Source organism: Butyricimonas sp. DFI.6.44 (genome assembly GCF_022132345.1).
GTDB lineage: Bacteria > Bacteroidota > Bacteroidia > Bacteroidales > Marinifilaceae > Butyricimonas > Butyricimonas muris.
Map to the genome: position 1 here is coordinate 91,667 of NZ_JAKNJD010000003.1, position 24,308 is coordinate 115,974.

17 protein-coding genes are annotated in these 24,308 nt (G+C 45.3%); 16 read left to right on the forward strand and 1 reads right to left on the reverse strand.

Going from position 1 to position 24,308, the window contains the following annotated elements; genetic code table 11:
• The first annotated feature begins 15 nt into the window (after window positions 1-15).
• Window positions 16-423, forward strand: a complete 408-nt coding sequence (locus tag L0M98_RS05550; protein WP_237961671.1) for a LytR/AlgR family response regulator transcription factor — start codon at window positions 16-18, stop codon at window positions 421-423.
• 286 nt (window positions 424-709) lie between these two features.
• Here L0M98_RS05550 and L0M98_RS05555 read toward each other — a convergent pair whose 3' ends face one another.
• Window positions 710-910: an AAA family ATPase gene (locus tag L0M98_RS05555; protein WP_227216361.1), complete on the reverse strand. Its 201-nt coding sequence runs from the start codon at window positions 908-910 to the stop codon at window positions 710-712.
• 227 nt (window positions 911-1,137) lie between these two features.
• On the opposite strand from L0M98_RS05555, the gene L0M98_RS05560 reads away from it, so the two are divergent.
• The 15 genes from L0M98_RS05560 (at window position 1,138) to L0M98_RS05630 (ending at window position 24,289) form a co-directional block, all read left to right on the forward strand.
• Window positions 1,138-2,730, forward strand: coding sequence for an ATP-binding protein (locus tag L0M98_RS05560; RefSeq protein ID WP_227216363.1), 1,593 nt, complete (start codon window positions 1,138-1,140; stop codon window positions 2,728-2,730).
• A 17-nt stretch (window positions 2,731-2,747) separates the two neighbouring features.
• Complete coding sequence (locus L0M98_RS05565; protein ID WP_227216364.1) at window positions 2,748-3,299, forward strand: sigma-70 family RNA polymerase sigma factor; 552 nt, start codon at window positions 2,748-2,750, stop codon at window positions 3,297-3,299.
• A gap of 91 nt (window positions 3,300-3,390) precedes the next feature.
• A complete protein-coding gene (locus L0M98_RS05570) occupies window positions 3,391-4,560 on the forward strand; it encodes a FecR family protein (protein WP_227216366.1) in 1,170 nt (389 codons plus the stop codon).
• A gap of 155 nt (window positions 4,561-4,715) precedes the next feature.
• The gene (locus tag L0M98_RS05575; protein ID WP_227216368.1) at window positions 4,716-8,261 is read left to right on the forward strand and encodes a SusC/RagA family TonB-linked outer membrane protein; all 3,546 of its coding nucleotides are present in this window, start codon (window positions 4,716-4,718) and stop codon (window positions 8,259-8,261) included.
• A 12-nt stretch (window positions 8,262-8,273) separates the two neighbouring features.
• Window positions 8,274-9,815 (forward strand): RagB/SusD family nutrient uptake outer membrane protein, encoded by a 1,542-nt coding sequence (locus tag L0M98_RS05580; protein WP_227216375.1) that lies wholly within the window; start codon window positions 8,274-8,276, stop codon window positions 9,813-9,815.
• Between the two features lie 11 nt (window positions 9,816-9,826).
• Entirely contained in the window at window positions 9,827-10,795 is a 969-nt protein-coding gene (locus L0M98_RS05585) for a hypothetical protein (protein ID WP_186974953.1), read from the forward strand.
• 1 nt (window position 10,796) lies between these two features.
• Window positions 10,797-11,810, forward strand: coding sequence for a peroxiredoxin family protein (locus L0M98_RS05590; protein WP_227216377.1), 1,014 nt, complete (start codon window positions 10,797-10,799; stop codon window positions 11,808-11,810).
• Between the two features lie 155 nt (window positions 11,811-11,965).
• Window positions 11,966-13,687 (forward strand): S8 family serine peptidase, encoded by a 1,722-nt coding sequence (locus tag L0M98_RS05595; RefSeq protein ID WP_370645590.1) that lies wholly within the window; start codon window positions 11,966-11,968, stop codon window positions 13,685-13,687.
• A 3-nt stretch (window positions 13,688-13,690) separates the two neighbouring features.
• Complete coding sequence (locus L0M98_RS05600; protein ID WP_227216379.1) at window positions 13,691-14,818, forward strand: retropepsin-like aspartic protease; 1,128 nt, start codon at window positions 13,691-13,693, stop codon at window positions 14,816-14,818.
• A 14-nt stretch (window positions 14,819-14,832) separates the two neighbouring features.
• Window positions 14,833-16,101: a thioredoxin family protein gene (locus L0M98_RS05605; RefSeq protein ID WP_227216380.1), complete on the forward strand. Its 1,269-nt coding sequence runs from the start codon at window positions 14,833-14,835 to the stop codon at window positions 16,099-16,101.
• A gap of 228 nt (window positions 16,102-16,329) precedes the next feature.
• A complete protein-coding gene (locus L0M98_RS05610) occupies window positions 16,330-16,842 on the forward strand; it encodes a sigma-70 family RNA polymerase sigma factor (RefSeq protein ID WP_227216382.1) in 513 nt (170 codons plus the stop codon).
• A gap of 103 nt (window positions 16,843-16,945) precedes the next feature.
• Window positions 16,946-18,115: a FecR family protein gene (locus tag L0M98_RS05615; protein ID WP_227216384.1), complete on the forward strand. Its 1,170-nt coding sequence runs from the start codon at window positions 16,946-16,948 to the stop codon at window positions 18,113-18,115.
• A 165-nt stretch (window positions 18,116-18,280) separates the two neighbouring features.
• Entirely contained in the window at window positions 18,281-21,859 is a 3,579-nt protein-coding gene (locus tag L0M98_RS05620; RefSeq protein ID WP_227216386.1) for a SusC/RagA family TonB-linked outer membrane protein, read from the forward strand.
• Window positions 21,860-21,871: 12 nt separating this feature from the next.
• Window positions 21,872-23,353 carry a RagB/SusD family nutrient uptake outer membrane protein gene (locus L0M98_RS05625; protein WP_227216388.1) on the forward strand — a complete coding sequence of 494 codons (1,482 nt, stop codon included), beginning with the start codon at window positions 21,872-21,874 and terminating at the stop codon, window positions 23,351-23,353.
• A gap of 24 nt (window positions 23,354-23,377) precedes the next feature.
• Entirely contained in the window at window positions 23,378-24,289 is a 912-nt protein-coding gene (locus L0M98_RS05630; protein ID WP_227216391.1) for a hypothetical protein, read from the forward strand.
• The last annotated feature ends 19 nt before the right edge of the window (window positions 24,290-24,308 follow it).

Here is a 24,308-nt window from a genome sequence, read left to right on the forward strand (position 1 = left end):
TAAATTTAATTGTCAATGAAAACAGATTTATCGGGTGCAAGTGCACCTTTGAGGGTGTCACCGCTGGTGGCAGATGGCTTGCTTATTCGTCAAGACGAGTATTACAAGAAATATTTTTATGCCGAAATCCTTTGGATAGAGGCATCGGGTAATTATTGTTATTTTCATTTTAAAGATAAATCCCGGATTACCGTGGCGTGCCGTTTGGGTAGCGTGGAGCGGCAATTGCCGGACGCCTATCTTGTTCGGGTACACCGTGGTTTTATCCTGAACCTGCGTTATGTCGACACGTGGGCGGGCAACTCCTTGCGAGCCGGGGAGAAATGGTTCCCGCTGGGGGACTATTACCGGAAAAACGTGTTGGCTTGTTTTAATATACTGGATACTTCCCGGGAAAACCCGAAAACGGGGAACGGGGAGTAATCGTGTAATTTAATATTCACCGGTCTCGTGGATAGATTTATCGACGGGTGCCGGTGAATATGTTTCAGGTGTTAACACGATACACGAGGTTGGGGAAATCCGATGAATATCCCGTGAAGACGGGGTGTAATCCCGGTGAAGACAGGGAACAAATTCCTTTTAAACTCCTTTCAAACTCCTTTCAAACTCGTTCGGGAAGGTTTTTGAAAAGAGTTTGATGAAAAGGGGAAAGGAATGCGCTAGTTTACTTGTTATTTGTTGTACCGCCATTACCTCCTGGAGATTATTACTCTCGATTTGCCCCTTTGAATACTTCTACCGCTTCGGGATTATCCACGAAGTTTATCTCGATGAAACTCTTGAACGACTTGCCAAACTCTCGAATGGAAAAAGTCTTGCCAATCTGACGGGCTCCCGTGATAAGCAGTGCGTTACGATTAGTGCTATAATAGTCTCGAATATAATTGTCAATCTTCCTTTTTAGCATGTCTTTCCGTTTTTATAATCAAAAAAGAGGTAAGTTTTCCATTTTTCCAATACAAATATATGTAGTTTATGCCGTTTTTCCAATAAATTTATCCGCTTGTTTTGCCGTTTTTCCAAAATCAGGTGTGCCGGCTTCAAAAAATAGACACGAACAAAGTTTTTTGGCGTGTTGGAACACGGGAAATATTGTAGTATCTTTGCTGTAATAACGTTTAAAGTAGTTTGATAATGAAGTACCCGATAGGAATCCAGAGTTTTGACCGGATTATAGAGGACGGTTACGTTTACGTGGATAAAACCGCCTTGATTTACTCGCTGGTGAAAGAAGGAACGATCTATTTCTTGAGTCGTCCGCGTCGTTTCGGGAAGAGTCTTTTGGTGTCGACCTTGAAGAATTATTTCCTCGGTCGGAAGGAGCTTTTCAAGGGACTGGCGATGGAGGGACTGGAGAAGGATTGGCTGGAGTACCCGGTGTTTCATGTTGATTTCAACGGGAGCAATTTCACGGAGGGAGGTACGTTGGAAAATGTAATTGAAGGGTATATATCCCGTTGGGAGCAAGATTTTGGGATAGCGTCGGACAATTCCCTCGACAGGGGACGGCGTTTTATTCAAGTGCTGGAGCAGTCGCACGAGCGAACGGGACAGCGTGCGGTGGTGCTTATCGACGAGTATGACAAGCCGATTCTTGACGTGCTTGATACCCGGTTGGAAACGGAAGTCGACGGGAACCGGATGTTGCTGGAAGATCGTAATCGTAACGTGCTGAAAGGTTTTTACTCGGTATTCAAGGCGGCTGACGAGCACTTGCAATTCGTGTTCCTGACGGGAGTGACGAAGTTTTCGCAGGTGAGCGTGTTCAGTGGTTTCAACCAGCCGATAGATATCAGCATGAATCCTCGTTACGAGGCTCTTTGTGGTATAACCCAAGAAGAGCTGGAGTTTTATTTCGCCACGTCCATAACGGAAATGGCAGAGGTTTATCACTATGATGCCGAAGGGATGAAGCTGATGTTGAAACGTCAGTATGACGGTTATCATTTTGGTTCTCGGTTGGTGGATGTTTATAATCCTTTCAGTTTGCTCAACGCTTTTTTTTCCATGTCAATTCAAGATTACTGGTTCCGTAGCGGTACCCCGACTTATCTAATCCGTTTGTTGAATCACACGCGGGAAAACTTGGATGAACTGACAGGGCGTTATTACGAGACCCCCGAGTTCGTTGATTACAAGGCGGACGTTGAAAAGCCGTTGCCCATGATATACCAGAGCGGTTACCTGACGATCAAGGGGTATAACATGCGTCGTAACACGTTTTTGCTAGATTTCCCGAATAACGAGGTGAAAAATGGTTTTTTAACGATGGTCGCCTCGGATTACTTGAAACCGCGAACGAGTATAAACAACTGGGTGCAGGATACCGTGGATGCCTTGCAGGATGGTGACACGGAAAAGTTCCGTCGCTTGTTGACCTCTTTTTTAAGCGATATTCCTTACACGATGCGTCGCAAGGAGAACGAGCGTGAAAAAGAGCGGTATTTTCATTACACGTTCTACTTGTTGATGCGCCTGGTGAGTGTTTACACGGTTTACACGGAGAAACAGCAGAGCGAGGGACGGGTGGATTGCGTTATCGAGGCAGACGATCACGTTTATATTTTCGAGTTCAAGCTGGACGGCACGGCGGACGAGGCATTGCGCCAGATAGAAGAGAAGGGGTACGCTTTGCCTTACCTGAATGACAATCGTCGGCTCCATCGTGTCGGGGTTAGTTTTTCCTCGGAAACGGGAACCGTGGACGATTGGAAGGTGATCGAGTGATACTTGCAATATAAATTATGGCAGTGAATTGGGAAGATCAGATATTGATTGATTTCCGGAAAGGGAAGTTGGATTTGTTGTACCGGGAGGTATATCCCGGGCTGATTCTCTATGCCGTGAAGTACTTGGGAGGGGAGAGTGAATTTCTGGCGGAGGATTGCGTGCAGAATGCCATTTTCAACGCTTGGCAGCGACGGACAAAATTTGACTCCGTGTACACGTTCAAGTCATTTTTATATACTTCGATAAAGAACGAGATCATTAGTATTCATCGTAAAAATTCTGCAAAGGAGCGTTATGTATCGCAATTGGAGAATGAAGCGTTTTTCCAAAATTCGGTAATCGATCAGGAGGCGCAGACGATTTTGTACAATGCGATAGAAGAGTTGCCGGAGAAAGCGAGAATGGTGTTCGAGATGAGTTTTATCGAGGGGTTGAAAAACGTGGAGATTGCCGAGAAATTGGGATTGTCTGATAGTTCGGTTAAAAAGTACAAGGCGAGTGCCCTTGATTTTCTGAGAAAAAAACTAGAACCTACGTTATTTTCTTTCTTATTTCTTTCCTTATAATTAGAGGTTTATAATTTTTTCTGAAAAAAGATGCTTTTTCTATTACCCCATTCGGGGGAGGTTGCGTTATAGGGATAAATTTAAAGAATCGATGATGATGCGTGATAATAAAATCGAATACCGGATAGCGAAATTGTTGGCTCGCCAGCGTGTCGGACAAATCACGGACGAGGAGATGCGGGAGTTGGAGGTGTGGAAGGAGAACTCTCCCGAGAACGAGGAGTTGTTTCTTCGTTGGCAGAGAGGTGATTTCTTTTCGGAAGAATACGCTAAATACAAAAAGATAAATGGTATTCGGGCAAAGGATGCCATGCAGAAAAGAATCGACCGGGAACGCCGTGCCGGATTGCGTTTAAGGATATTGCGCTTTGGTGTGGCTGCCGCCGTAGTGTTATTGGTCGTTGGCAGTTTCTACTTGTTCAAGGGTGAACGGGAAGAGAAACGTGACGCTATGCCCTCTATAGCCTTGATTTCCGCCCAGCGCCCGACGCTGAAGTTGAATGACGGTTCGGTCGTGCTGTTGGATAGTGTTGCCGCCGGGTTTAAGGAAGAAGGGGTGACCGTGGCAAAAACGGGTGGTTCGACGTTGGCTTATCTGGCAGAAGATGCCATTAGTAAGCAGGCATTGGCCTTCAACACGTTGAATGTACCGAAGGGGGCGGAGTTCGATTTGATACTGGCTGACGGTACTCAAGTGTGGTTGAACGCGGAGTCGAAATTGAAATACCCGGTTGCTTTCGGGGGCAAGGAACGAGTGGTAGAGTTGGAGGGCGAGGGATTCTTCAAGGTATCGAAAGATGCTGCACGCCCGTTTCGGGTGAAAACAAAGGGTCAAGTAGTGGAGGTGCTGGGAACGGAGTTTAACGTGGATGCTTATCCCGACGGAGAATACGTTTACACGACGTTGGTGGAGGGAAAAGTAAAAGTAGATACCGATGGGAAGAGTCTGGAATTAACCCCCGGTATGCAGTCCGTGGTCGGAAAACAGAATGTATATACCCGGAAGGTGAACACGGGGGATATCGTGAGTTGGCGGAACGGGATGTTCGTGTTGGAGGATAAGACACTGGAAGAGATTATGTCCAAGTTGACTCGTTGGTATGATTTCAGCGTCTTCTACCAGAATCAAGCCGCCAAGGATATTACTTTTAAGGGAAAGATTCCACGGTATGCTTCCTTCGAGTCAATTCTGGATATTCTGGAACGAACGGGTGAAGTGAAATTCAAGGTATCGGGACAAACGGTGACTGTATACCAGTGATATAAATAAAAAAGGGGAATTTGGTCGATTCCCCTATTACAAAACATCTGTTGGTCGCAGATGCATGTTTAACTGTAATGCTTTACAAATGTATGAAAAAAAAGAGTACAACGTGTAGTCTTCCGGAAGGAAGATTGCGAAAAATTCTGTTAGTTATGACATTGAAATTTTTTGTTCTGCTATTGACGTTCGGGACAGCGAGTGCCATGGGGTATGCGCAGGAGCAGAAATTGAACGTGGTGTTTCATGATGAAATGCTGGAAAACGTGTTGGAATATCTCAAGGAGAACACGGATTACGAGTTCGTGTACCGGAAGGAGATTCTAGGAAATACAAAAGTGAAAAATGTAGAGTTGAAGGACGTAACCTTGCGGGAAGTGCTGGATCAGGTGTTACGGCAGAACGGTTTTGATTACGAGATCGTAGATCAAGTGATAGTGATCCGTAAACTTCCGACGGTGCAACAAAAGAAGGAAATTAAGATTGCCGGGCAGGTGACCGACGAGCAAAAGAATCCCATGCCGGGAGTAACCGTCATGGTGAAGGGGTTGACGATAGGGACGGCGACAGACCGGAACGGAAAATACGTGTTGAGATTGCCGGAGGTGAAAGATCTGACATTGATATTCTCTTTCATCGGGATGGAATCTAAAGAGGTGAAATACACGGGGCAGGACACGATCAACGTGGTATTGAGGGAAACCGTGAACGAGATGGACGAGGTAACCGTGGTCAGTACCGGTTACCAGAACGTGAACCGGAGAGATATGGTGGGTTCCTATACCACGGTGAAAGCGGAAGATATCATGATGCCTGCTTATGCCACTATCGACCAGATGTTGCAGGGACAGGTGCCGGGTATGATGGTATTGAGTTCCAGTACCCGTGCGGGTACTACTCCTAAAATTCAGATACGCGGTACTTCCACGTTATTGGGAAACCAAGATCCCATTTGGGTGGTGGACGGGATTATTCAGGACGACCCGATTTCCCTTAATGCCAGTTCCAACATGACTTTGGATATGAAGGAAATAATTGGGAATCAGGTATCTTGGTTGAATCCGAATGATATTGAAACCATTACTGTGTTGAAAGATGCTTCTGCCACGGCTATTTACGGTTCCCGGGCTTCCAATGGTGTGATTGTGATCACGACGAAGAAAGGAAAGACGGGACGTATGTCTATCAATTATGCCGGTAATTTTTCGATAGCCCCTCGCCCGAGATACAAGAATTTCAATTTGATGAATTCGCAGGAACGAGTGCAATTCAGCGAGGATGCTTTTGCCGCCGGATTGAGGTATAAATTTGAGCCGATAAAACAAATTAATACTTACGAGGGAGCCTTGAAGATGTTCCAGAGCGGGGAAATGACGTCGGATGAATTTATTAAAACACGTAATTACTTGGAAACGGTGAACACGGATTGGTTGGATTTGTTAACCCGGACTTCTTTTGGGCACAATCATAACGTGAGTGTTACCGGGGCGTCGGATAAGGTGAATTACGCTCTTTCCGTGGGCTATAATTCAAATGACGGACAGGAGAAAGGAAATAGTTCCGAGCGTCTGACTGCACGTGCAGCCGTGACCTTGAATATGAGTGACAATATTCGTGTGAACTTGACCTTGAATGGTACAACCGGAACAAACAAAGGGTTCAACGGGGTAGACCCCTTGAACTATGCTTTGACGACAAGCCGTTCCATCGCGGCATTCGAGGAAGACGGAAGTTATTCCTATTACCGGAAAAGACTGGAATACAAGTACAATAAAGAAGTAGAATCTATCGGTTACAACGTGCTTAATGAATTGGAAAATACGGGTTCGGAAGTCAACACGGGTAATTTGAAGTTGAGTTTTGATTTTCAATGGAAATTATTGAGTTGGTTGACCTATCAGTTTACCGGTGGGTACTCGTACAACACGACGAACAGCCAGTCATGGGCGTTGGAGCGTTCTACGGCAATCGCCTCGACGTATCGGGGTTATGATTATGGTTCCGTGAGTGCCGAACACCCGTGGTTTAGTGCGGCTCTTTTGCCTTTCGGGGGAACGCTGTTCAGTTCTGCTGCCACGGTAACCTCGTATAACGTCCAGAATAAATTGATGTTCTCGAAATCGTTTAACGAGAATCACCGCTTGAATGCCATGGTGGCGATAGAAGCCCGTTCCACGAAAAACAAAAACGATCAAAACACACGTTACGGGTATGTACCCGACCGAGGCAATTTGACGGTACGTCCTACTCTGCCGGAAGATTTTGTTCCCGTGGGGGGAGGTGCCTCTTTGACGGGTTACGGGATATTGGAAGATTTATACAACGGTAGAAGTACTTTGAGCGAAAAGACGGATAATTTCTTCTCTGTTTTCGCGACCTTGGCTTATTCGTTGAAAAACAGGTATGTTTTTAATTTCAACGTGCGTAATGACGCCTCCAATCGTTTTGGGCAGAACACGAATAAACGATTCGACCCGACTTATTCTTTTGGTTTATCATGGAGGATGACTGAGGAGGAATTTATGCGGAACCAACGGGTATTGACAAACGTGAATTTGAAAGCGACTTGGGGGATTCAGGGAAATGCTTTGACGAATCTCAGTCCGGATTTAATATTGAACCAGAATGGGGTATTGGGGATATTCAACGAGTATTATTCGTCCATCAATTCTATTCCTAACCCGAACCTCTCTTGGGAGCGCACGCACTCGTGGAATTTCGGGTTGGATTTGCAGTTCTTCGGTAAAGTGAATGCCAACATCGATTACTACATCCGGCGTTCCAACGCGATTATCTCCAAGGACATTCCTTTCGAGAACGGTAGAGATGCCATGTCTGTCAATGGTGGGATAATCTATAACGAAGGTATCGAGTTTACGGTTTCTTTCGTTCCGGTGAACACGAAGAATTTCGGTATTAACATGAGCGTGAACTCTTCCAAGAACTGGAACTCCGGGGGGAAAGTCGACAAAGAAGTTGCCGATTTGGCTCAATTCTTGAACGGAACTACTGAAAGAATTTTGAAAAAGGGCTATCCGTTAGGAAGTATGTGGTCGTTTGACTTTGCCGGGTTGAATCCTGAAAACGGTCGCGCGATGTTCAATCGCATTATGTCGAAAGAGGAGTACAACGGGGACATGACCAGTTTCTTGAAATACTCCGGTCAGAAAGACCCTTATTTCACGGGAGGGGTAAATTTGAATATTCGTTATCGTTCTTTCACGTTGGCAACTTCATTTTCGCTGTTGTTAGGGGGTGTTGCCCGTTTGAGTTCTCCCTATCGTGATTTGGATTCGGGGATTTATATGCCGGACGCGGAAAATAATCTTAACCGGGACTTGCTGAAACGCTGGAAACAACCGGGTGACGAGGCGCACACGAGTATCCCGGGATTCGTAATCGGAGGTAAGAATTACACGATGGAAATACCGGTAAATTCCAGGTATAATTTGTTTACCGCTTATGCTAATTCGGACGCATTGACGGTACCGCGGTCATTCTTGCGTTGCCGGGGATTAAATTTGAGTTGGAGATTGAACAACGAGATGGCACAACGGATCGGGTTAAATAGTTTGACGGTGACGGCTTCCGTGAATAACTTGTTTGTCATTGCTTCCAAGCGCTACAACGGTTTTGACCCGGAGATGCCCAATCGAGTGATGCCCAAGACCTATTCGGTAGGAATTAATGTTGGTTTTTAAATGATTTGATATATGAAAAAGATATTATTCAATATAATTTTGCTCACGAGTTTATGTGCTTGTTCGAGCTTTTTGGAACCGGATTCTCCTAGTGAATACGTGCCCAAAAACGTCAATGCTTTGAACGAGATGCTGTTGGGAGATGCTTACCCGTTAGCAACTTCCGAGGGGTTGTTCAATCTTCACCATGCTTTTGACGATGATATTGAGATGAGTGAAGACTGTATTTTGCAGACCTCTACTCAGGGGATTGTCGGTTTGCAATACATCTATTCATGGAATCCTCATATGTTTGAGTTATATTACGCACAAACTTCCGTCTCGCAATGGAGCAAGTATTACCAGTATATTTTGGGAGCGAATGCCGCTTTGGATTATCTGGACGACGTGAAGGGCTCGGCAGAGGAGAAGGCTTACGTGGCCGCGCAGGCTTATGCTTTGCGTGCGTTCTATTATTTCAATCTGGTAAACCTTTTCGGGGAACCGTACAATCACGATAAGAATGCCGACGGGGTGCCTTTGAAATTAACGAGTAATTTGTTAAGTAGTTTCGAGAGAAGGGAAACGGTTGCCAAGGTGTACGAGCAGATCGTGAAGGATTTGAATGCCGCGGAAGAGAATTTCCTGCTCTTGCCGATGGATCAACAGAATGCGGCGGGTTACCGTATAAATTTACCGGCTGTGCAATTACTCCATGCCCGCGTATGCCTGCACATGGAGGATATGGAAGGGGCTGCCCGATACGCGAAGAAAGTGATCGGGGATTGGGGGTTCGAGTTGTATGACTTGAAATCGTTCGTGAAGAAAACAACCATCACGGCAGGGGAAGATGCTTCTTATCCCAATTACGTGTCATTGGATAACCCGGAAACCATTTGGGTGTACGGGAATTCGGGGGATTTTACCGGGATCATCGGGGGTTCGGAAAGAATGGAAGATGGAACCACCTATGGCTATTACGTGAATGTTTCCCGTGATCTGATTTCTTGTTATAAAGATGAAGAGGATTTGCGGAAGACACTCTATCTCGTGGAAGAGTTACGCGGACCGATGAGTGCGAAACCGGAGCAACTGAAGCCGGTTGCCGGGCACTATCTCCCGTGGAGCAAGTGCGGGATGCAATATAATAATAAAGTAAAAGCTAAAACGGAATTCGGTATGTCACTTCGTTTGTCGGAGGCTTATTTGATACTTGCGGAAGCCGTCTATGACACGGACGAATCTTTGGCTTTGAAAATGATAAATGATTTACGTGAGAAGCGATACGCGGCGGATACGGATTACGAGGTAAATTATTCCGGCGAGGAGCTGTTGAATTTTATTCGGGAAGAACGTCGTCGGGAACTCTGTTTCGAGGGACAGCGCTGGTTTGATTTGCGTCGTTACGGGATGCCTCGTTTCGAGCGTCGCTGGGTGGAGTTGGGGGTAAATTTAGGCAAGTACGTGATGGAGGAGGGTGATGCCGCCTACACCTTGCCGATCCCTGTAAACGTGATAGAGCGTAATTCCGCCCTGACTCAGAATAAATTAACAACCGAGAAAACATTACAATAAAACGAGGAACCATGAAATACAAGTATGCCTTTAGTTTGATATTCTTGTTGGCAACGTTAGTTGCTTGTAACGATGAGGATAAATTGTATCCCCGTTCTGAGGATGCTTCGAGTATTAGTCGTTTTGAATTTCCTCAAGGGAATAACGCTTGGGATCAAGATTTGTTGGAAATCGCGAATACCTTCGGAACGATTCCCATTTACACGGCTTTCGATACCTTGGATTTGAATCAAGCTTGGTCCGGGACGTTCACGATAAAATATTACGGGGAACCCTTGAGTGACGAGTACGCGATATTTTATACCGATTTTTTCAAGAATCATGTATTTGGTTTCTTGAAACCGGAATTGTGTAAAGGTGTGTTACCCAATTATATCTATTTGGTCGATGATCTTCGTCAAGCAGGAGGTTTTACAGGCGGATACGCTCCTTTGCTCTGTTTTTGGGGCGGATTGGATTATTGGGCGTTTTCTTTCCGTGCGAAGGAGGAAAATTTGGCTTACTATGATTACGGGAGTATAATCATTAGACCGTATAAGCCTTACGATTTGCCGAAAACCCCGTGGGAGTATAAGATACGGCGTACCGTTATCCTGCAAAACATTTTGACCAAGATGGTGGATAAAGGTACGATCGCGATTCCGGCAGATTTTCAAACGGGAGGAGTTTTCGATTATTCGATAAAATTCAGCACTTCGGTGAATGCCGAGAATTATTATATGAAACTCGGTTATCCCGGGAGTATGCTCGTGACGGCTTACGATTTCACACCTCTCCAGACAACGCTGACCATGGATGCCAAAACCAATTTCTCTAATTATTTGAAATTGGGAATGCGCTACACCCGTGATTCGGTATTGATCAAGTACCCGGAAGACAAGTACCCGTTGATCATCCGGTACTATGATTTCACGGTGAAATACATGAAAGATAAATACGATTGGGATATTACTCGAATGGCAGCTTTGAAAGAAGATTAATATGATGAAATTATTCGTATCTACTTTATTTATGTTATTGACGTTTAGCGTTTCCGCGCAGTTTTCCCTGAAGGGGAAACTGCGGACGCTACGTCCGTTGACAATCAAGGTGACCGATTTGTCGGGGAATACGATTGTCGAGTGTTCGGTGAAGAGTGGAGAGGAATTCAAAACCAAACCGGTACGTATCAAGAAAGATTTGTATAACGTCCATTTCGGAAGTTACTCGGAAATGATGATCCTCACGGATAGTCCTATAATATTGAAAGGATTTTTGAATGAGGACCGACCGGAAGAGAGTTCCATAGAGTTCGACGGGATTGATCTGTATATGCAATATATGGATATTATGGCTAAATTCAGGGCTTCGGGTTCTAGGCGGGAGGAGATCCAGAATCCCGTGAAAAACGATTCGGCACTGGATCCCGTGGTACGAGTTTCGTTGATGTATTTGAACAAGGGATTCTTTGATCTGGATTACGAGTCTTACAGGCAGATATTGGATATGATTCCCGAGAACGAGAGGGAATCGCGGGTAGTGAAATACCTCGTGGATGAGGTGGCACGTCGCCGGAAATTTGCTTTGGGGCAGCAGGCTTACAATTTTACTTTCGTGGGTTTGGACGGGAATGACGTGAGCTTAAGTGATTTCAAGGGGAAGTTGGTACTGTTGGATTTCTCTGCCTCTTGGTGCGGGGGATGTCGCACGGAAGCGAGAAAGTTGGTTAAAGAGTACGACTCTATGAAAGGGGATGATCTTGTCGTTATCACGATATCCATGGACAACCGGGAAAAAGATTGGCGTAGGATGGTCGAGGAGGATAAACTGCCTTGGGTGACCTTGTGGAACCGGGAAGGATTCACGAAAGGGAACAAGCAAAATGTAATTCAGGATGCCTACGGTTTTTATCAGATTCCTTTTATCGTTCTAATCGATAAAGAAGGGAAAATTATAGCCCGTGACTTGCGGGGCAACGAGGTGAAAAAGGCAATAGAAAAAGCGAGAAATATTTAGAGATTCAGTGATTTTGGATTAGGTGATTTTTTTGATTGGGTGATTGAGTGATTATTGGTTTTGTGATTGATTTGAGTGAATCACTGAATCGTAAATCATTAAATCACTGAATCGAATAAGGGTTCGTTTTGTATAAAAAATAAAAAACTGTAATGATGAAAAAGTATTTTACAATCTTGATGATGAGTGTATTGGTCGCTATTGGTAGTGCGGCAAAGGCTCAATTGGTGAAACAAAATTCAAAGGTGGAAGAGCAAAAACAGTCGAATAGGGACTGGTATAATTGTTCTTTTGAAAAAGACGGTGTGTACGGTGTTGGTGTAAACGAGGCGTATGAATTTTTGAAAGGAAAGAAAGCGAAAGCAAAACCTATCGTGGCGCTTATCGGTACGGGTATCGACACGGAGCACGAGGCGTTGAAAGCGAATATCTGGAAGAATCCGAAAGAGAAAGCCGACGGGAAGGATAACGATAAAAACGGGTACGTGGACGACGTGAACGGCTGGAATTTCATCGGGGGCAAAGACGGGCAGGTGATGCCATTCGTGAACCGGGAGGGAGAACGCGAGTTCTTGCGCCTGAAAGACAAGTACGGGGATATCATGAAAGACGGGGGTAAATTTTACACCTTTGTCAGCGGGAAAAGAGAGGAGTGTGCTGCACCCGAGAATATGGAAGAATATAATTACTTCAATTCCGTGGTTCGGGGGGAGTCCCGGTTGTTGCAGGCTTATGGAGCCATAAATTCGGTGTATAATTCCCGGTATTACATGGGGCTGTTCGACCGGGAGGTACGGGCGGTTTCCCTAAAAAAGACAGGATTCACGGTCGAAGATGTCGTGAAGATGTGCTCGCCTAAAACAGCAGAGGATCCCACAAGCCGGGGAATAATGATTGCGGCGTTGCAAATGAGGGCTCATATGATGAAAAATGACGAGTGGGAGCGTAATCGCGATGCTTTTTTGTCGGAGACTTATCTCGCGGATCAAAAAAAGAAATATGAGCAGGCGGTAGCGAGATACGGTAATGACGGGCGTCAAGCGATCGTGGGTGACAATTATCTGGATATAAATGATCGCGCGTACGGGAATAACGTGTTGTTGACCGCGGATGCCGCTATCGGGACGATGATCGCGGGGGTGATTGCCGGACAACGGGATGTGGAAGGACGCAACAATCCCATCGCTGAACAAGCGAGAATTATGACCTTGGTGGTAGAAGCCGGAGCGGGGGAACCTTACTTGAAAGACATGGCTTTAGCGATTCGTTATGCCGTGGAGCACGGGGCTTCTGTCGTGGTGTTGCCGCAACAGAACTCGTTATACCCGGAGGTGCAAAAGCAATGGATAAGCGAGGCGATTCGCTATGCAGAACAAAAAGGGGTATTGGTTATCGTCCCCGTGCACGAGATGTCCCGCGACATGAGCGAGGAAACGTTTTTCCCGAATCGTTGGATGGATGGCGGAAAAGAATTGACCAACCTGATGACGGTGGGAATGTCTGACAAAGAAGGAATGCCGTCCGCGAATTCGAATTTCGGGGCGAAGGAGTTGGATATTTACGCCCCGGGGATAAAAGTATTGTCCGCTTGCACGGGAGATATCTACCAGTACGGGAATGGCGTGCCGATGGCTTCCGCCATGGTAGCGGGTGTTGCGGCTTTGATTAAGACGTATTATCCGAAATTGACGGGTAGCCAGATTCGTGATATATTGTTACAGACGGTGACCTCCCGGAAGGGCGTGGAATTGGAAAAGAACGTCACGAGAGGAGGGAAGAATGCCGTAGACCTGTATCTTTTTGAACAATTGTGCCTTTCCGGTGGTATCGTGAATGCTTTGGAAGCCGTGAAAGCCGCTGATAAATTAAGCAAATAAGCTATGAGATACAAGATTATCATTCTATGCTTGCTTTGCGTGAGCGTTTTCCCGTCGATCGCGCAGCAATACAAGGCTGAATTGCCCTACCGGATGGTCGGGGGCAAGATGGTTGTGGAGATGAAATTGAACGGGACTCTACGTTCGTTTATTTTCGACACGGGGGCATCCCGAACTACCTTGACGGGTGAATTTTGTCGGGAGTACGGGCTGGCAGTGACGGATTCCTTGGAAGTGACCGACGCGAACGGGCGCAAGTCATTTTACCCGCTTGTGCAGATCGATAGTATAGAAACCCCCGATAACGTGTTTCGTTTCAAGAATGTGCCGGCGATGAAACTGCCGGAACCCTCGCCTTTGGCTTGTTTTCCGATCGACGGTTTGATAGGGAGTGATTTGTTGGCGCAATCAATCGTGGTGATCGACGGGCAAAAGAAGACCGTGACCATCACCACCGCCGAGAAAGAGTCTATCGTGTCGCTTCGGAAAATGGCTCGTTTCATGCAAGCGAGAATGCCTGTCATATCACTTCAAGTGGGAAGCGGACATAACATTATTTGCCTGTTTGACACGGGTTGCCCGAGATTTCTTTCATTGAAGGAATCCGATTTCGAGGCATTGCCATCCGGCTCCGCTTATGAATTTTTGTCCGAGGGGCGTAGTGTGGGCTCTATTGGCGTGGGGGGAATTGCCGCGGAGCGTGATTCACGGCGAGTGAACTTCCCGTTGTTATCCGTGGCGGGGACTAAATTCAAGAACGTGATAGCGGAAACTGCCACGCCTCCTTACACGTTGTTAGGCGTCAAATTACTGGATTACGGTAAGGTGACGATAGATTATCCCCGTGCCCGTTTTTATTTTGAATCCTATAAGCCAGAGAATGAGTTGGGGGAGAAACCTCATAACGTGGGATTGCAGGTGAAAGACGGTGATCTGGTGGTTGCAGCCGTGTGGGGAGATATGAAAGATGTCGTGGAGATGGGCGACAAGGTGCTTAAAATTAACGGGAAGCCTGTCGGGAAATATGATTTTTGCGAGAGCATCCTTAACGGAATCCCGGAATTGAAGGCAAAAAAGAAAACAAAATTGACGATTCAAACTCGAGAGGGGGAGAAAGTGATTATTTATTAAAATCGAAACAAGAGATGAAAAGTAAATTATTCGTGTGGCTTTTGGTGGTCTTGCTCCCCGTGGTATCGTGGGCGCAGGTTAAAAATAACGTTTCCGAGGTAAGAGATTACCGGGTGGTAGACGGGAAAATCATTATAACGTGTGTCGTGAACGGAATGGATGCCGATTTCGTGTTAGACTTGGCAGGACATCCGGCAATATTGCCGGAGTACGTGGAGAAGTTGAATATCGACCCGGGTAGCAATGGAAAACTCCCGTACAGTACGTTCCAGTTCAAAAAAGTACCGACGTCCAAGGTCGTGTCGATTCATTCGATTTCTTTCGGGAATAGCGCTTTCGCTAATGAGCTTGGGGCTTTTATACTGGAAGATGAACCTTATCTGCGGGAGTTGGGTGTTGCCGGTGTCATGGGAGGGGCTCTTTTCCGGGGGGTGGTTTTAACCATTGATTCCCGTCGGGAAAAGATAACGATGTCACAGCCTTATCGTCCCGTTTACATGAAATTGGATCATCGCGCGAATGCCAAACTGTTACAAGGCGTCGGGATGGAATGTCCGGTAACGATAGACGGCATGACGTTCTCTTGTATATTGGATACTTGGAACTCGGGATTGGTGGAATTGAACGAGGCTGATTTTGCTCGTCTGAAGGGGGCGTCGGGAAATGCGGTTCCCGTGTATAACGGGTACGGCAAAACTCCGGTATCTAGTCCCGCTAAGGTGGCATCACGATGTGATTTTGTACGGGAATCTTTGCAAGAAACGGTAATCCCCGTGAATGGTTCCCTTCTACGTTCCGTGGTGGGTGTGGGTATATTGAAACACGGGATTCTCTCGGTGGATTTCACTCGCCAGACAATTTATTTCCAACCTTTTGACCTCGTGGAAGTGAAAGATGAGGAGACGGAGAAAAAAGTCAAGCTGGAACCCGGGAAACTGAACGAGATCACGGGCATCTATTTCCGGGAGAACATTCATGATTACAAGAACGGGACGGAGTTCACGTACAAGGGCGACAAGCCGGTTGTAATTGATTTCTGGGCTTCGTGGTGCGGTCCCTGCATGAAATTATTGCCCGTGATGGAGCAATTGGCGGAAAAATATAAAGACCAAGTGATTTTCTTGAAAGTGAATGCCGACAAGGAAAAAGAGTTGTGCAATAAATTTAATATAAACGCGTTGCCGACCTTGTTCTTTTTGCCCGTGAACGGAAAGCCTATTGTTGAAATCGGGGCAGATCCCGAGAAATACGAGAAGATTATACAAGAGCGGTTGTTGAAATAAGTGCTTGTGACAGCCAGTGAGATGCTCACTTCTTTTGGAATGCTTAAAAGTCTTAGAATGGATTTTTAAGCATTCCTTTTTGGTGGTATGATAATTTCTTCTAATTTTGTCAATATGGATTTGAGATGAAAGAGTAGTTAATTATTAGAAATAAAGCGAGTGAATAATTCCGGGAGAAAAAAGGATCAAGAGATATGTGTCATGTTGTCTTCCATGAACCAAAAGGGAATGGAGCTGTTATTTGATGCGTACTATAAACCTTTGGTGGTTTGGGCGGATACTTTTTTGCGGGATATGAATCTGGCGGAGGACGTGGTGCAGGATTTATTTGTTTCTATTTGGAAAGATAAGGTTTATCTGAGATTCAAGCCGGAGACGTTGTCTTCTTTTCTTCACGTGTCCGTGCGTAACCGTTGTTTCAAGCGGATTGAAAAGCGGGATGTTTTTCGGAATGCCTCGGTATTGGATCACGTGGAGCTGGTTTTCGAAGAGTATAATGAACGGCATGACCAGCTCGTGTCGAGAGTGTTGGAAGAAATGGCGTTATTACCGGAACGGAGCCGGGAAATAATGAATTGTGTTTTCTTGGAAGGACTGAAGTATCGTGAAGTGGCGGAACGGTACGGGATTTCCGTTTCCACGGTGAAAACATTGCTGGGGAACTCCGTGAAGAAGTTGCGGGAGCGGTTGAATAAAGAGTTGTTCTCGGGCTTTTTGCTTTTCTATTGTCGCTGGAGATAAGGGGACTGAGCCTGTACGATAAAAAATAATTTTGAAAAAAAATCACAAGTCCATTAGACCTTTTTGAAGTTTTCCGGTATTATGTGTGAAAACAAATTGGACTATGGAAAAAGATTTATTGGGTCTGGAAAAGGAAACGTTGTTGCTGGATTGTTTCAACGGGGAGTTGGATGATGCGCAGAGTGCTGTTGTAGAGCGATGGTTGGATGCTGCCCCCGAGAACAGAGAAGAGTTCGATAGGTTGGTGAAGGATTGCCTGCATATCCGGTGGGCTGGGAAGGAACAACTGGTGGATGCCGTGAAAGGGAAGAAGTTGATGTTACGCCGGATAAACGGAACGAAAGTGCGTCGGGTATGGTACGGTGCGGTTGCTTCGATAGCGATCATTGTGGCGTTGGGTGGAGTGTACTTGATGAATAAACCTTTGCCCGAAAAAAAGTCGATTGCCCGGAATGAGGTGATCTGTCATGGGTTCCCGCGAGCGAGTCTTGTACTTTCTTCCGGTGAAGTCATTGATTTGGCGGACAATAAAAACGCGATTCTAGAACAGGATGGTTCTGTTGTGAAGATGAAGGACGGCAAAGGAATCGAGTACAACACGGGACAGGCGGGAACGGCAAACCAAGTGATATATAACAAGATTATCGTGCCGAGAGGAGGAGAGTTTTTCGTGATTCTGGCAGACGGAACGGAGGTGTGGTTGAATGCCGATTCGGAGTTGGAGTACCCGGTGAAGTTTACTGCCGATAAGCGGGAAGTACGTTTGAAAGGAGAGGCTTATTTTAGCGTGAAGAAAGATACGAAAAAGCCTTTCATGGTTCGTTCCGGAGAGTACCAACTGAAAGTGTACGGCACGGAGTTTAACTTGAATACTTACAAGAATAATGAAATCCAAGCGGTACTGGTGAAAGGTTCGGTCGGTTTTAAGGCGAATCGTACTGCGGGAGAGGTACGGTTGAAACCGAATCAGCTGGGAGTGGCAAACGAGGCGACCGGGAAAGCAGAAGTGAAGGAGGTCGACGTGTATCCTTATATTGCTTGGAAGAGTCAGGATGTGGTATTCGTGAACGAACGGTTGGAGTCGATTATGGAAAAGGCCGCACGTTGGTATGACGTAAACGTGTTCTTCCAGAACGAATCGCTTAAGGATTTGCGTTTCTTCGGGAATATGCAGCGGTATGCCGATATTCAGGAATTGTTGTTCTTCTTGGAGAATACTTCGGACGCACGTTTCAGCGTGAAAGATAGAACAGTGATAGTTAGTGCTAAATAAAAAAACGGAGAGTTTGGCGACTCTCCGGATTGTAATAATCCGATAACAACATCTTGGGGGATGCGGTTATCATGTTTAACACAAAAATTCTTATACAAAAGTATGAAAAAAAAGAGAACGTCGTGCCTCTTTTTGGGTCGAGTGCGCGAAAAAAATTGGAAAATCATGAGATTAACAGTCTTCTTTGTCATGTTTTTCGTGTTTTCTGTTGCCGCGGAAGGTTTGGGACAGGAACAGAACGTGACGTTAAAATTAACAAAGGTCAGCTTGTACGAGTTGTTCGATGCTATTCACAAGCAGACGGGATTGCGTTTTTTGTACAACGCGGAGCAGATGAACGAGATTCCCACGGTCGACGTGGATGTCGAGAACAAGAAGGTTAAAGACGTGTTGGCGGATGTGCTTGCCGGCTCTTCCCTCACCTTCAAGTATGACAAGGACGTGGTGATGTTGGTGAAAAAAACTGCCGTTGCTCAACAGAAGAGCGTGCGGGTCGTCGGTTTGGTGACAGACGTTAAGAGAGCCCCGCTACCGGGTGTTACGGTGATGGTGAAAGGTTTGTCGATAGGTACCGCCACGGATAAAGACGGGAAATATCGTCTTCAGATTCCTAATTTGGATGAATTTTCTTTGGTTTTCTCTTTTATTGGTATGGAAACCGTGGAGATGAAGTATCAAGGGAAAGACACGATCAACGTGGTGATGAAAGAGGAGCTGAATGCGATGGAAGAAGTTGTCGTTACCGGTTACCAGAGTATCAACCGCCAAGATATGGTGGGGTCTTATAACTCGGTGAAAGCGGACAGTATTATGATGCCGAATTACTCTTCTATCGATCAGATGTTGCAAGGTCGGGTAGCAGGTATGATCGTGATGAATACGAGCAGCCGCGTGGGCACGAGTCCCAAGATTCAGATTCGGGGAGCTTCCACATTGTTGGGAAATACCGATCCTTTGTGGGTGGTCGACGGTATTATTCAAGCTGACCCGATTAAATTGACGGCAACAGCCGTGATGACGCAGGATTTATCCACGATTATCGGTAACCAGATTTCATGGTTGAACCCGCAGGATATCGAAACGATCACGGTGTTGAAGGATGCATCCGCCACGGCAATTTACGGGTCGAAGGCTTCCAACGGGGTTATCGTGATTACCACGAAACGAGGGAAAGCCGATCGCATGACGGTGAATTACTCGGGGAATTTTTCGTTTACGGCTCGTCCCACATACGATCGATTTAATTTAATGAATTCTCAAGAACGGGTGACGTTTGCTGACGAAACCATAGAGGAAGGTTCTTTCTATACGTATAAGCCCATAAAACAGATGGATGTTTACGAGGGGTTGTACCGGATGTTTTTAGAAAAGGATATTTCACGAACTGATTTCTTGAAACGCAAACGGGAGCTGGAAAGCGTGAACACGAATTGGTTGAAGCTGCTTACCCGCAATGCTTTTAGTCATCAGCACAGTGTCAGTGTTTCCGGGGGTTCGGAGAAATTTACTTATAACGCGTCTATGGGGTATACTAAAGAGAACGGTCAAGAGACCGGGAACGATAACGAGAGGTATACCGGAAGAATTGCTTTTAACGCGAAATTGCGGAATAATATCACCTTGGATGTTACGGCTAACGGGACATCAGTGCTCACGAATGGTTTTGGGCCTGGCGTGAATCCGATGGATTACGCTCTTTCCACTAGCCGTGCCATTCCGGCTTACGATGCACACGGGGATCTTTTGTTTTACCAGCAACGGGCAAGTTACACGTATAACGGGAACGTGGAATCGTTAGGATATAATATTATTAACGAGCGGGATAACAGTGGTTCCAAGGTACGTAATTTCACGATAGCTTCGTCTGTTGATTTCAAATGGGAGATTATTAGCGGGCTGACTTACCAATTTACTGGCGGATACAACCATTATACCAAAAATAGTGAAGTTGAGGCGTTGGAACGTACCTATTACATTGCCAAGGAATACAGGGGGTATGATTATGGTTCCAAGGGGACAGGCGATCCGGAGTTCAAAGCAGCCATGCTACCTTACGGGGGGTCTTTGTACACGAACGAGATTACGCAGGCTTCTTACAACGTGCAGAATAAATTGTTATACTCGAAAACGTTTGACACGGATCATCGTTTGAACGTGATGTTGGGGATGGAGGTGCGTTCCAATCGTAACATGACTCTTGAAAACATGGTATGGGGATATATGCCCGAGCGGGGATATAAATTGGCTCGTCCCACGGATTTTGATAAATTAGTGCCGATAAACGCTCCTTATGCAGCCCAAAAGCCCTTGGGACCGCTGGAGGATATATATTCCGTTTACGGTCGTCCCTCTTGGAATAAAAGCGATCAGACCGACAATTATTTTTCATGGTTCGGGACATTGGCATATTCTTACAAGAACCGCTACGTGTTGAATGCCAATATTCGTAATGATATGTCAAACCGGTTCGGGCAAGATGTGAAAAAGCGTTTGGACCCGACTTATTCATTTGGTTTGCTGTGGCGGGTTACCGAAGAGCCTTTTATGGCGTCGACTCTCGATTGGTTGAATAATGCGGCTTTCCGTGTTACTTATGGTATACAGGGAAATGCTCTTTCAAATAAATCGATGGACTTGATTCTGAATAGAGAAAGTATTGATAATACTTACCAGCAATATTGGTCGTCGGTTGCCGATCTGCCGAATCCTCATTTGTCTTGGGAGCGTACGACTTCGTGGAATCTGGGGCTTGATCTGGAACTTTTCAGGATGTTTAACGTGACTGCCGAGTATTATACTCGTTCGTCGAATGCTATCGTGATGCAGGATGTCGCTTATGAATACGGGAAAACTTCTTTGGAACTTAACGGGGGATTGATAGATAATAAAGGATTGGAATTTACGGTCGCTTTCACGCCTGTCCGGACAAAAGACTTTGCTGTAAGTGTCAGTTTGAATTCATCGAAAAACTGGAATAAAGCAAAATCGGCAACAAAGGAAAACCCGAAGTATTACGAGTTACTTAACGCGAAAACCACGGAGTTGGCAAAGAAAGGATACCCCGTGGGAAGTTTCTGGTCGTTTTCATTTAAGGGGTTAAGCGATGAGGACGGTCGTCCGGTGTTTAATTATATGGATGTTCCGGAGGAGGAACGGGATGCTAATATGGATCCGACCAAGTTCATGGTTTGGTCCGGGCAGAAAGATCCTTATTTCACGGGAGGTTTGAATCTGGGAATACGTTACAAGAGCTTCGTGTTGAGTTCCGATTTCGCTCTTATACTGGGTGGTAAGAAACGTCTTCCGAATCCCTATGGTTCGTTTTTGAGTGGAAAAGTTCCGGAACCTTACTCGAATTTAAGTCGTGATTTGTTGAAGCGTTGGAAAAAACCGGGTGATGAAACGAAGACGAATATACCGGCTTTGACTCGCGGAATTATAGACCCGAAAATAATGCTCCCGGATAAAACGGAATTGAATTGGTACTCGATTTGGGGAAATTCGGATGCTTTGGTGGTGGATGCTTCTTTCTTGCGTTGTCGTCAGATTAATTTGACTTGGAATATGCCGTTGGATTTATGCAAACGTGTGGGAATTAAAACGCTTGCCTTAAGTGCAACCGTGAACAACGTGTTCGTGATCGCCAATAAACGTTTTGACGGTTATGATCCGGAATTGATGACTAATGGAGTGCAAAGTGTGATTCCGCAGACTTATTCTTTGGGTATTAATGTAGGATTTTAATGAATGAACAAGATGAAAAAGAATTTATTATTAATAATCGTTATTCTCGGTTTGGCGGGTTGTGATAATTTTTTGGAACCCAAATCCGACACCTTGTATATTCCCAAGGATATCGTTTCTTTGGACGAGATGTTGCTGGGCGTCGGTTACCCTCGACCGCTTGGTACGTATACCGTTCTGAGTGCCGGGCTCAACTTGCTGGATGATGATATTACTTATACGTCCCAAACGGGAACGATATCAAGTTATGATGAACCTAAAGCAAATGCTATCAAATATTTATATTCATGGCATCCCGATATGTTCGAGGAACTTAATAAGGTTTATTCGCTTTATAAAGATATATGGGAATCCCATTATAGATTTATCTTGGGGGTAAATGGGGTACTGGATTATATAGATAAAGTGAACGGTACGTATAATGAAAAAACATTGGTACAAGCTCAAGCGTATGCTTTAAGAGGGTTCTATTTTTTCAATTTGGTAAATATTTTTGGGGAGCCTTATAATTATAACCCGAAGGCACTCGGTATCCCGTTAAAATTGAATAGTGGCGTGGAACAAAGTGATATTGCCCGGAATACGGTGGAAGAAGTTTATAAACAAGTATTGGACGATTTGGGTGATGCGGAGGAACTTTACCGGACTTTACCCAAAGAATTGCAATACAAGAAAGATTTGCGTGTAAATTTACCGATGGTGCAATTGCTGAAATCAAGGGTGTACCTTTACATGGAGAATTGGAAAGAGGCGGCTAAATATGCCAAGAAAGTGATTGACGATTGGGAATTTTCATTAATAGACCTCAATACGTTGGAAATACCGGGTTCTCTGTCTTATTATCCGTTTATAAACGAGAATGCGTCCGATGTGATTTGGTTATTCGGCAAGGTGGCGGACGTTGATGCTTATCTTGGGGTACAATTGAGTTATAGGTTTAGTATTTTTAATGCGTCCCCGGAATTGATTGCCGGTTTTAAAGAGGGGGATTTACGCAAAGAATACTATATATTCCGGGAACAGAATTATGCTGATATATTTCTGCCTTTCGGGAAAAATACGACCTCATTTGCTCATTCGCTCGAATCAACCTCTTTTTCGCAAGCGTTCCGTTTGCCGGAGGCTTACCTGAATTTGGCTGAAGCGGCAGCTTTGGACGGGGATGAAGCGACTGCGCTGAAAGTGTTGAATGATTTGCGGGCAAAGCGTTTTACTACCGATGCCCCGGGTAAAGAAGTTTCCGGGTTAACCGGAAAAGACCTCGTGGATAAAATTCGGCAAGAACGGAGGTTGGAACTGTGTTTTGAGTTTCATCGTTGGTTCGACTTGCGCCGTTATGGAATGCCGTCCATCAAGCACGTGTGGAACGCGGGGGAAACGCCTGTCGAGTACGTGTTGCAGGAGAAGGATCCCGGCTACACGTTGCCTATACCGCAAGTCGTGATGAACCAAAATAGAGCGTTGATCCAAAATAAATTGGCTAATCCAAGATAATGTCGGATATAATAAAAGAAAGTTATGAGATATATCGTATTAATATTATTGGCTTGGGGATTATTCGCTTCATGTAACGATGAAGATGCGATTGTCCCGAGAGAAGCTGATGTCGTACTGCGTTACCAGTTCCCGCAGGGTACGAATGAATGGGATGAGATTGCTGAAGAGATGAAAGAGAAACATGACGTGTACTTGATTTACAAGGGATTCTCTCCTTTGGATTTCAGTCGGGCTTGGGCTATTTCCGGGCAAACGAGTTATTCGGGAGAGTCATTGACGGATGAACAGGCTAAAAATCACGTGAAATTTATGAAGGAACATATTTTTGATTATTTGCCGACGGATTTGTCTCGTTCCGTTTTGCCTATGTATTATTTTCTTATTCATGATTACAGGACAGAAACCGTCGGTTGGTCGGGAGGGATATCAACGGAAGCTGTAACGAATTTCACCGGAGGGTTGGATTTTTGGGCAAATTCTATTTATAACCCGAGCGTGACTGAATTTCCCGCTACTTGGGAAAAGTTGAGGGAGCACCGGATAAGAATTATGAAACAGTTTTTAGAGTCTGCCATAGATCGGGGGAAAGTGGTCATTCCTGCCAGTTTTCATGATGGATTCAATTACACGAAGGATATAAACACGTGGAATACCAGTGATGTGGATTATTATTTGAAAAGAGGTTTCCTTGGGACATTGTCAGGAGATATTTATAACTTCGGAAGTATTTGGGGGATTAGTTACACGAACCCGACCTTGAACTTTTTGACTTATGTTTTCTTGGGCTTCCGTTACACGGAAGAGGAGTTCTTGTCTATATATCCTCCCGCGGATTACCCGTTGATACAGAAAAAACGCTTGGAGGTACTCGATTACATGAAAGAGAAATATAATATAGATTTGGAAGCGATAGCACGAGGACCGGAACTCTGAACATGTGTTTTTTTCATTT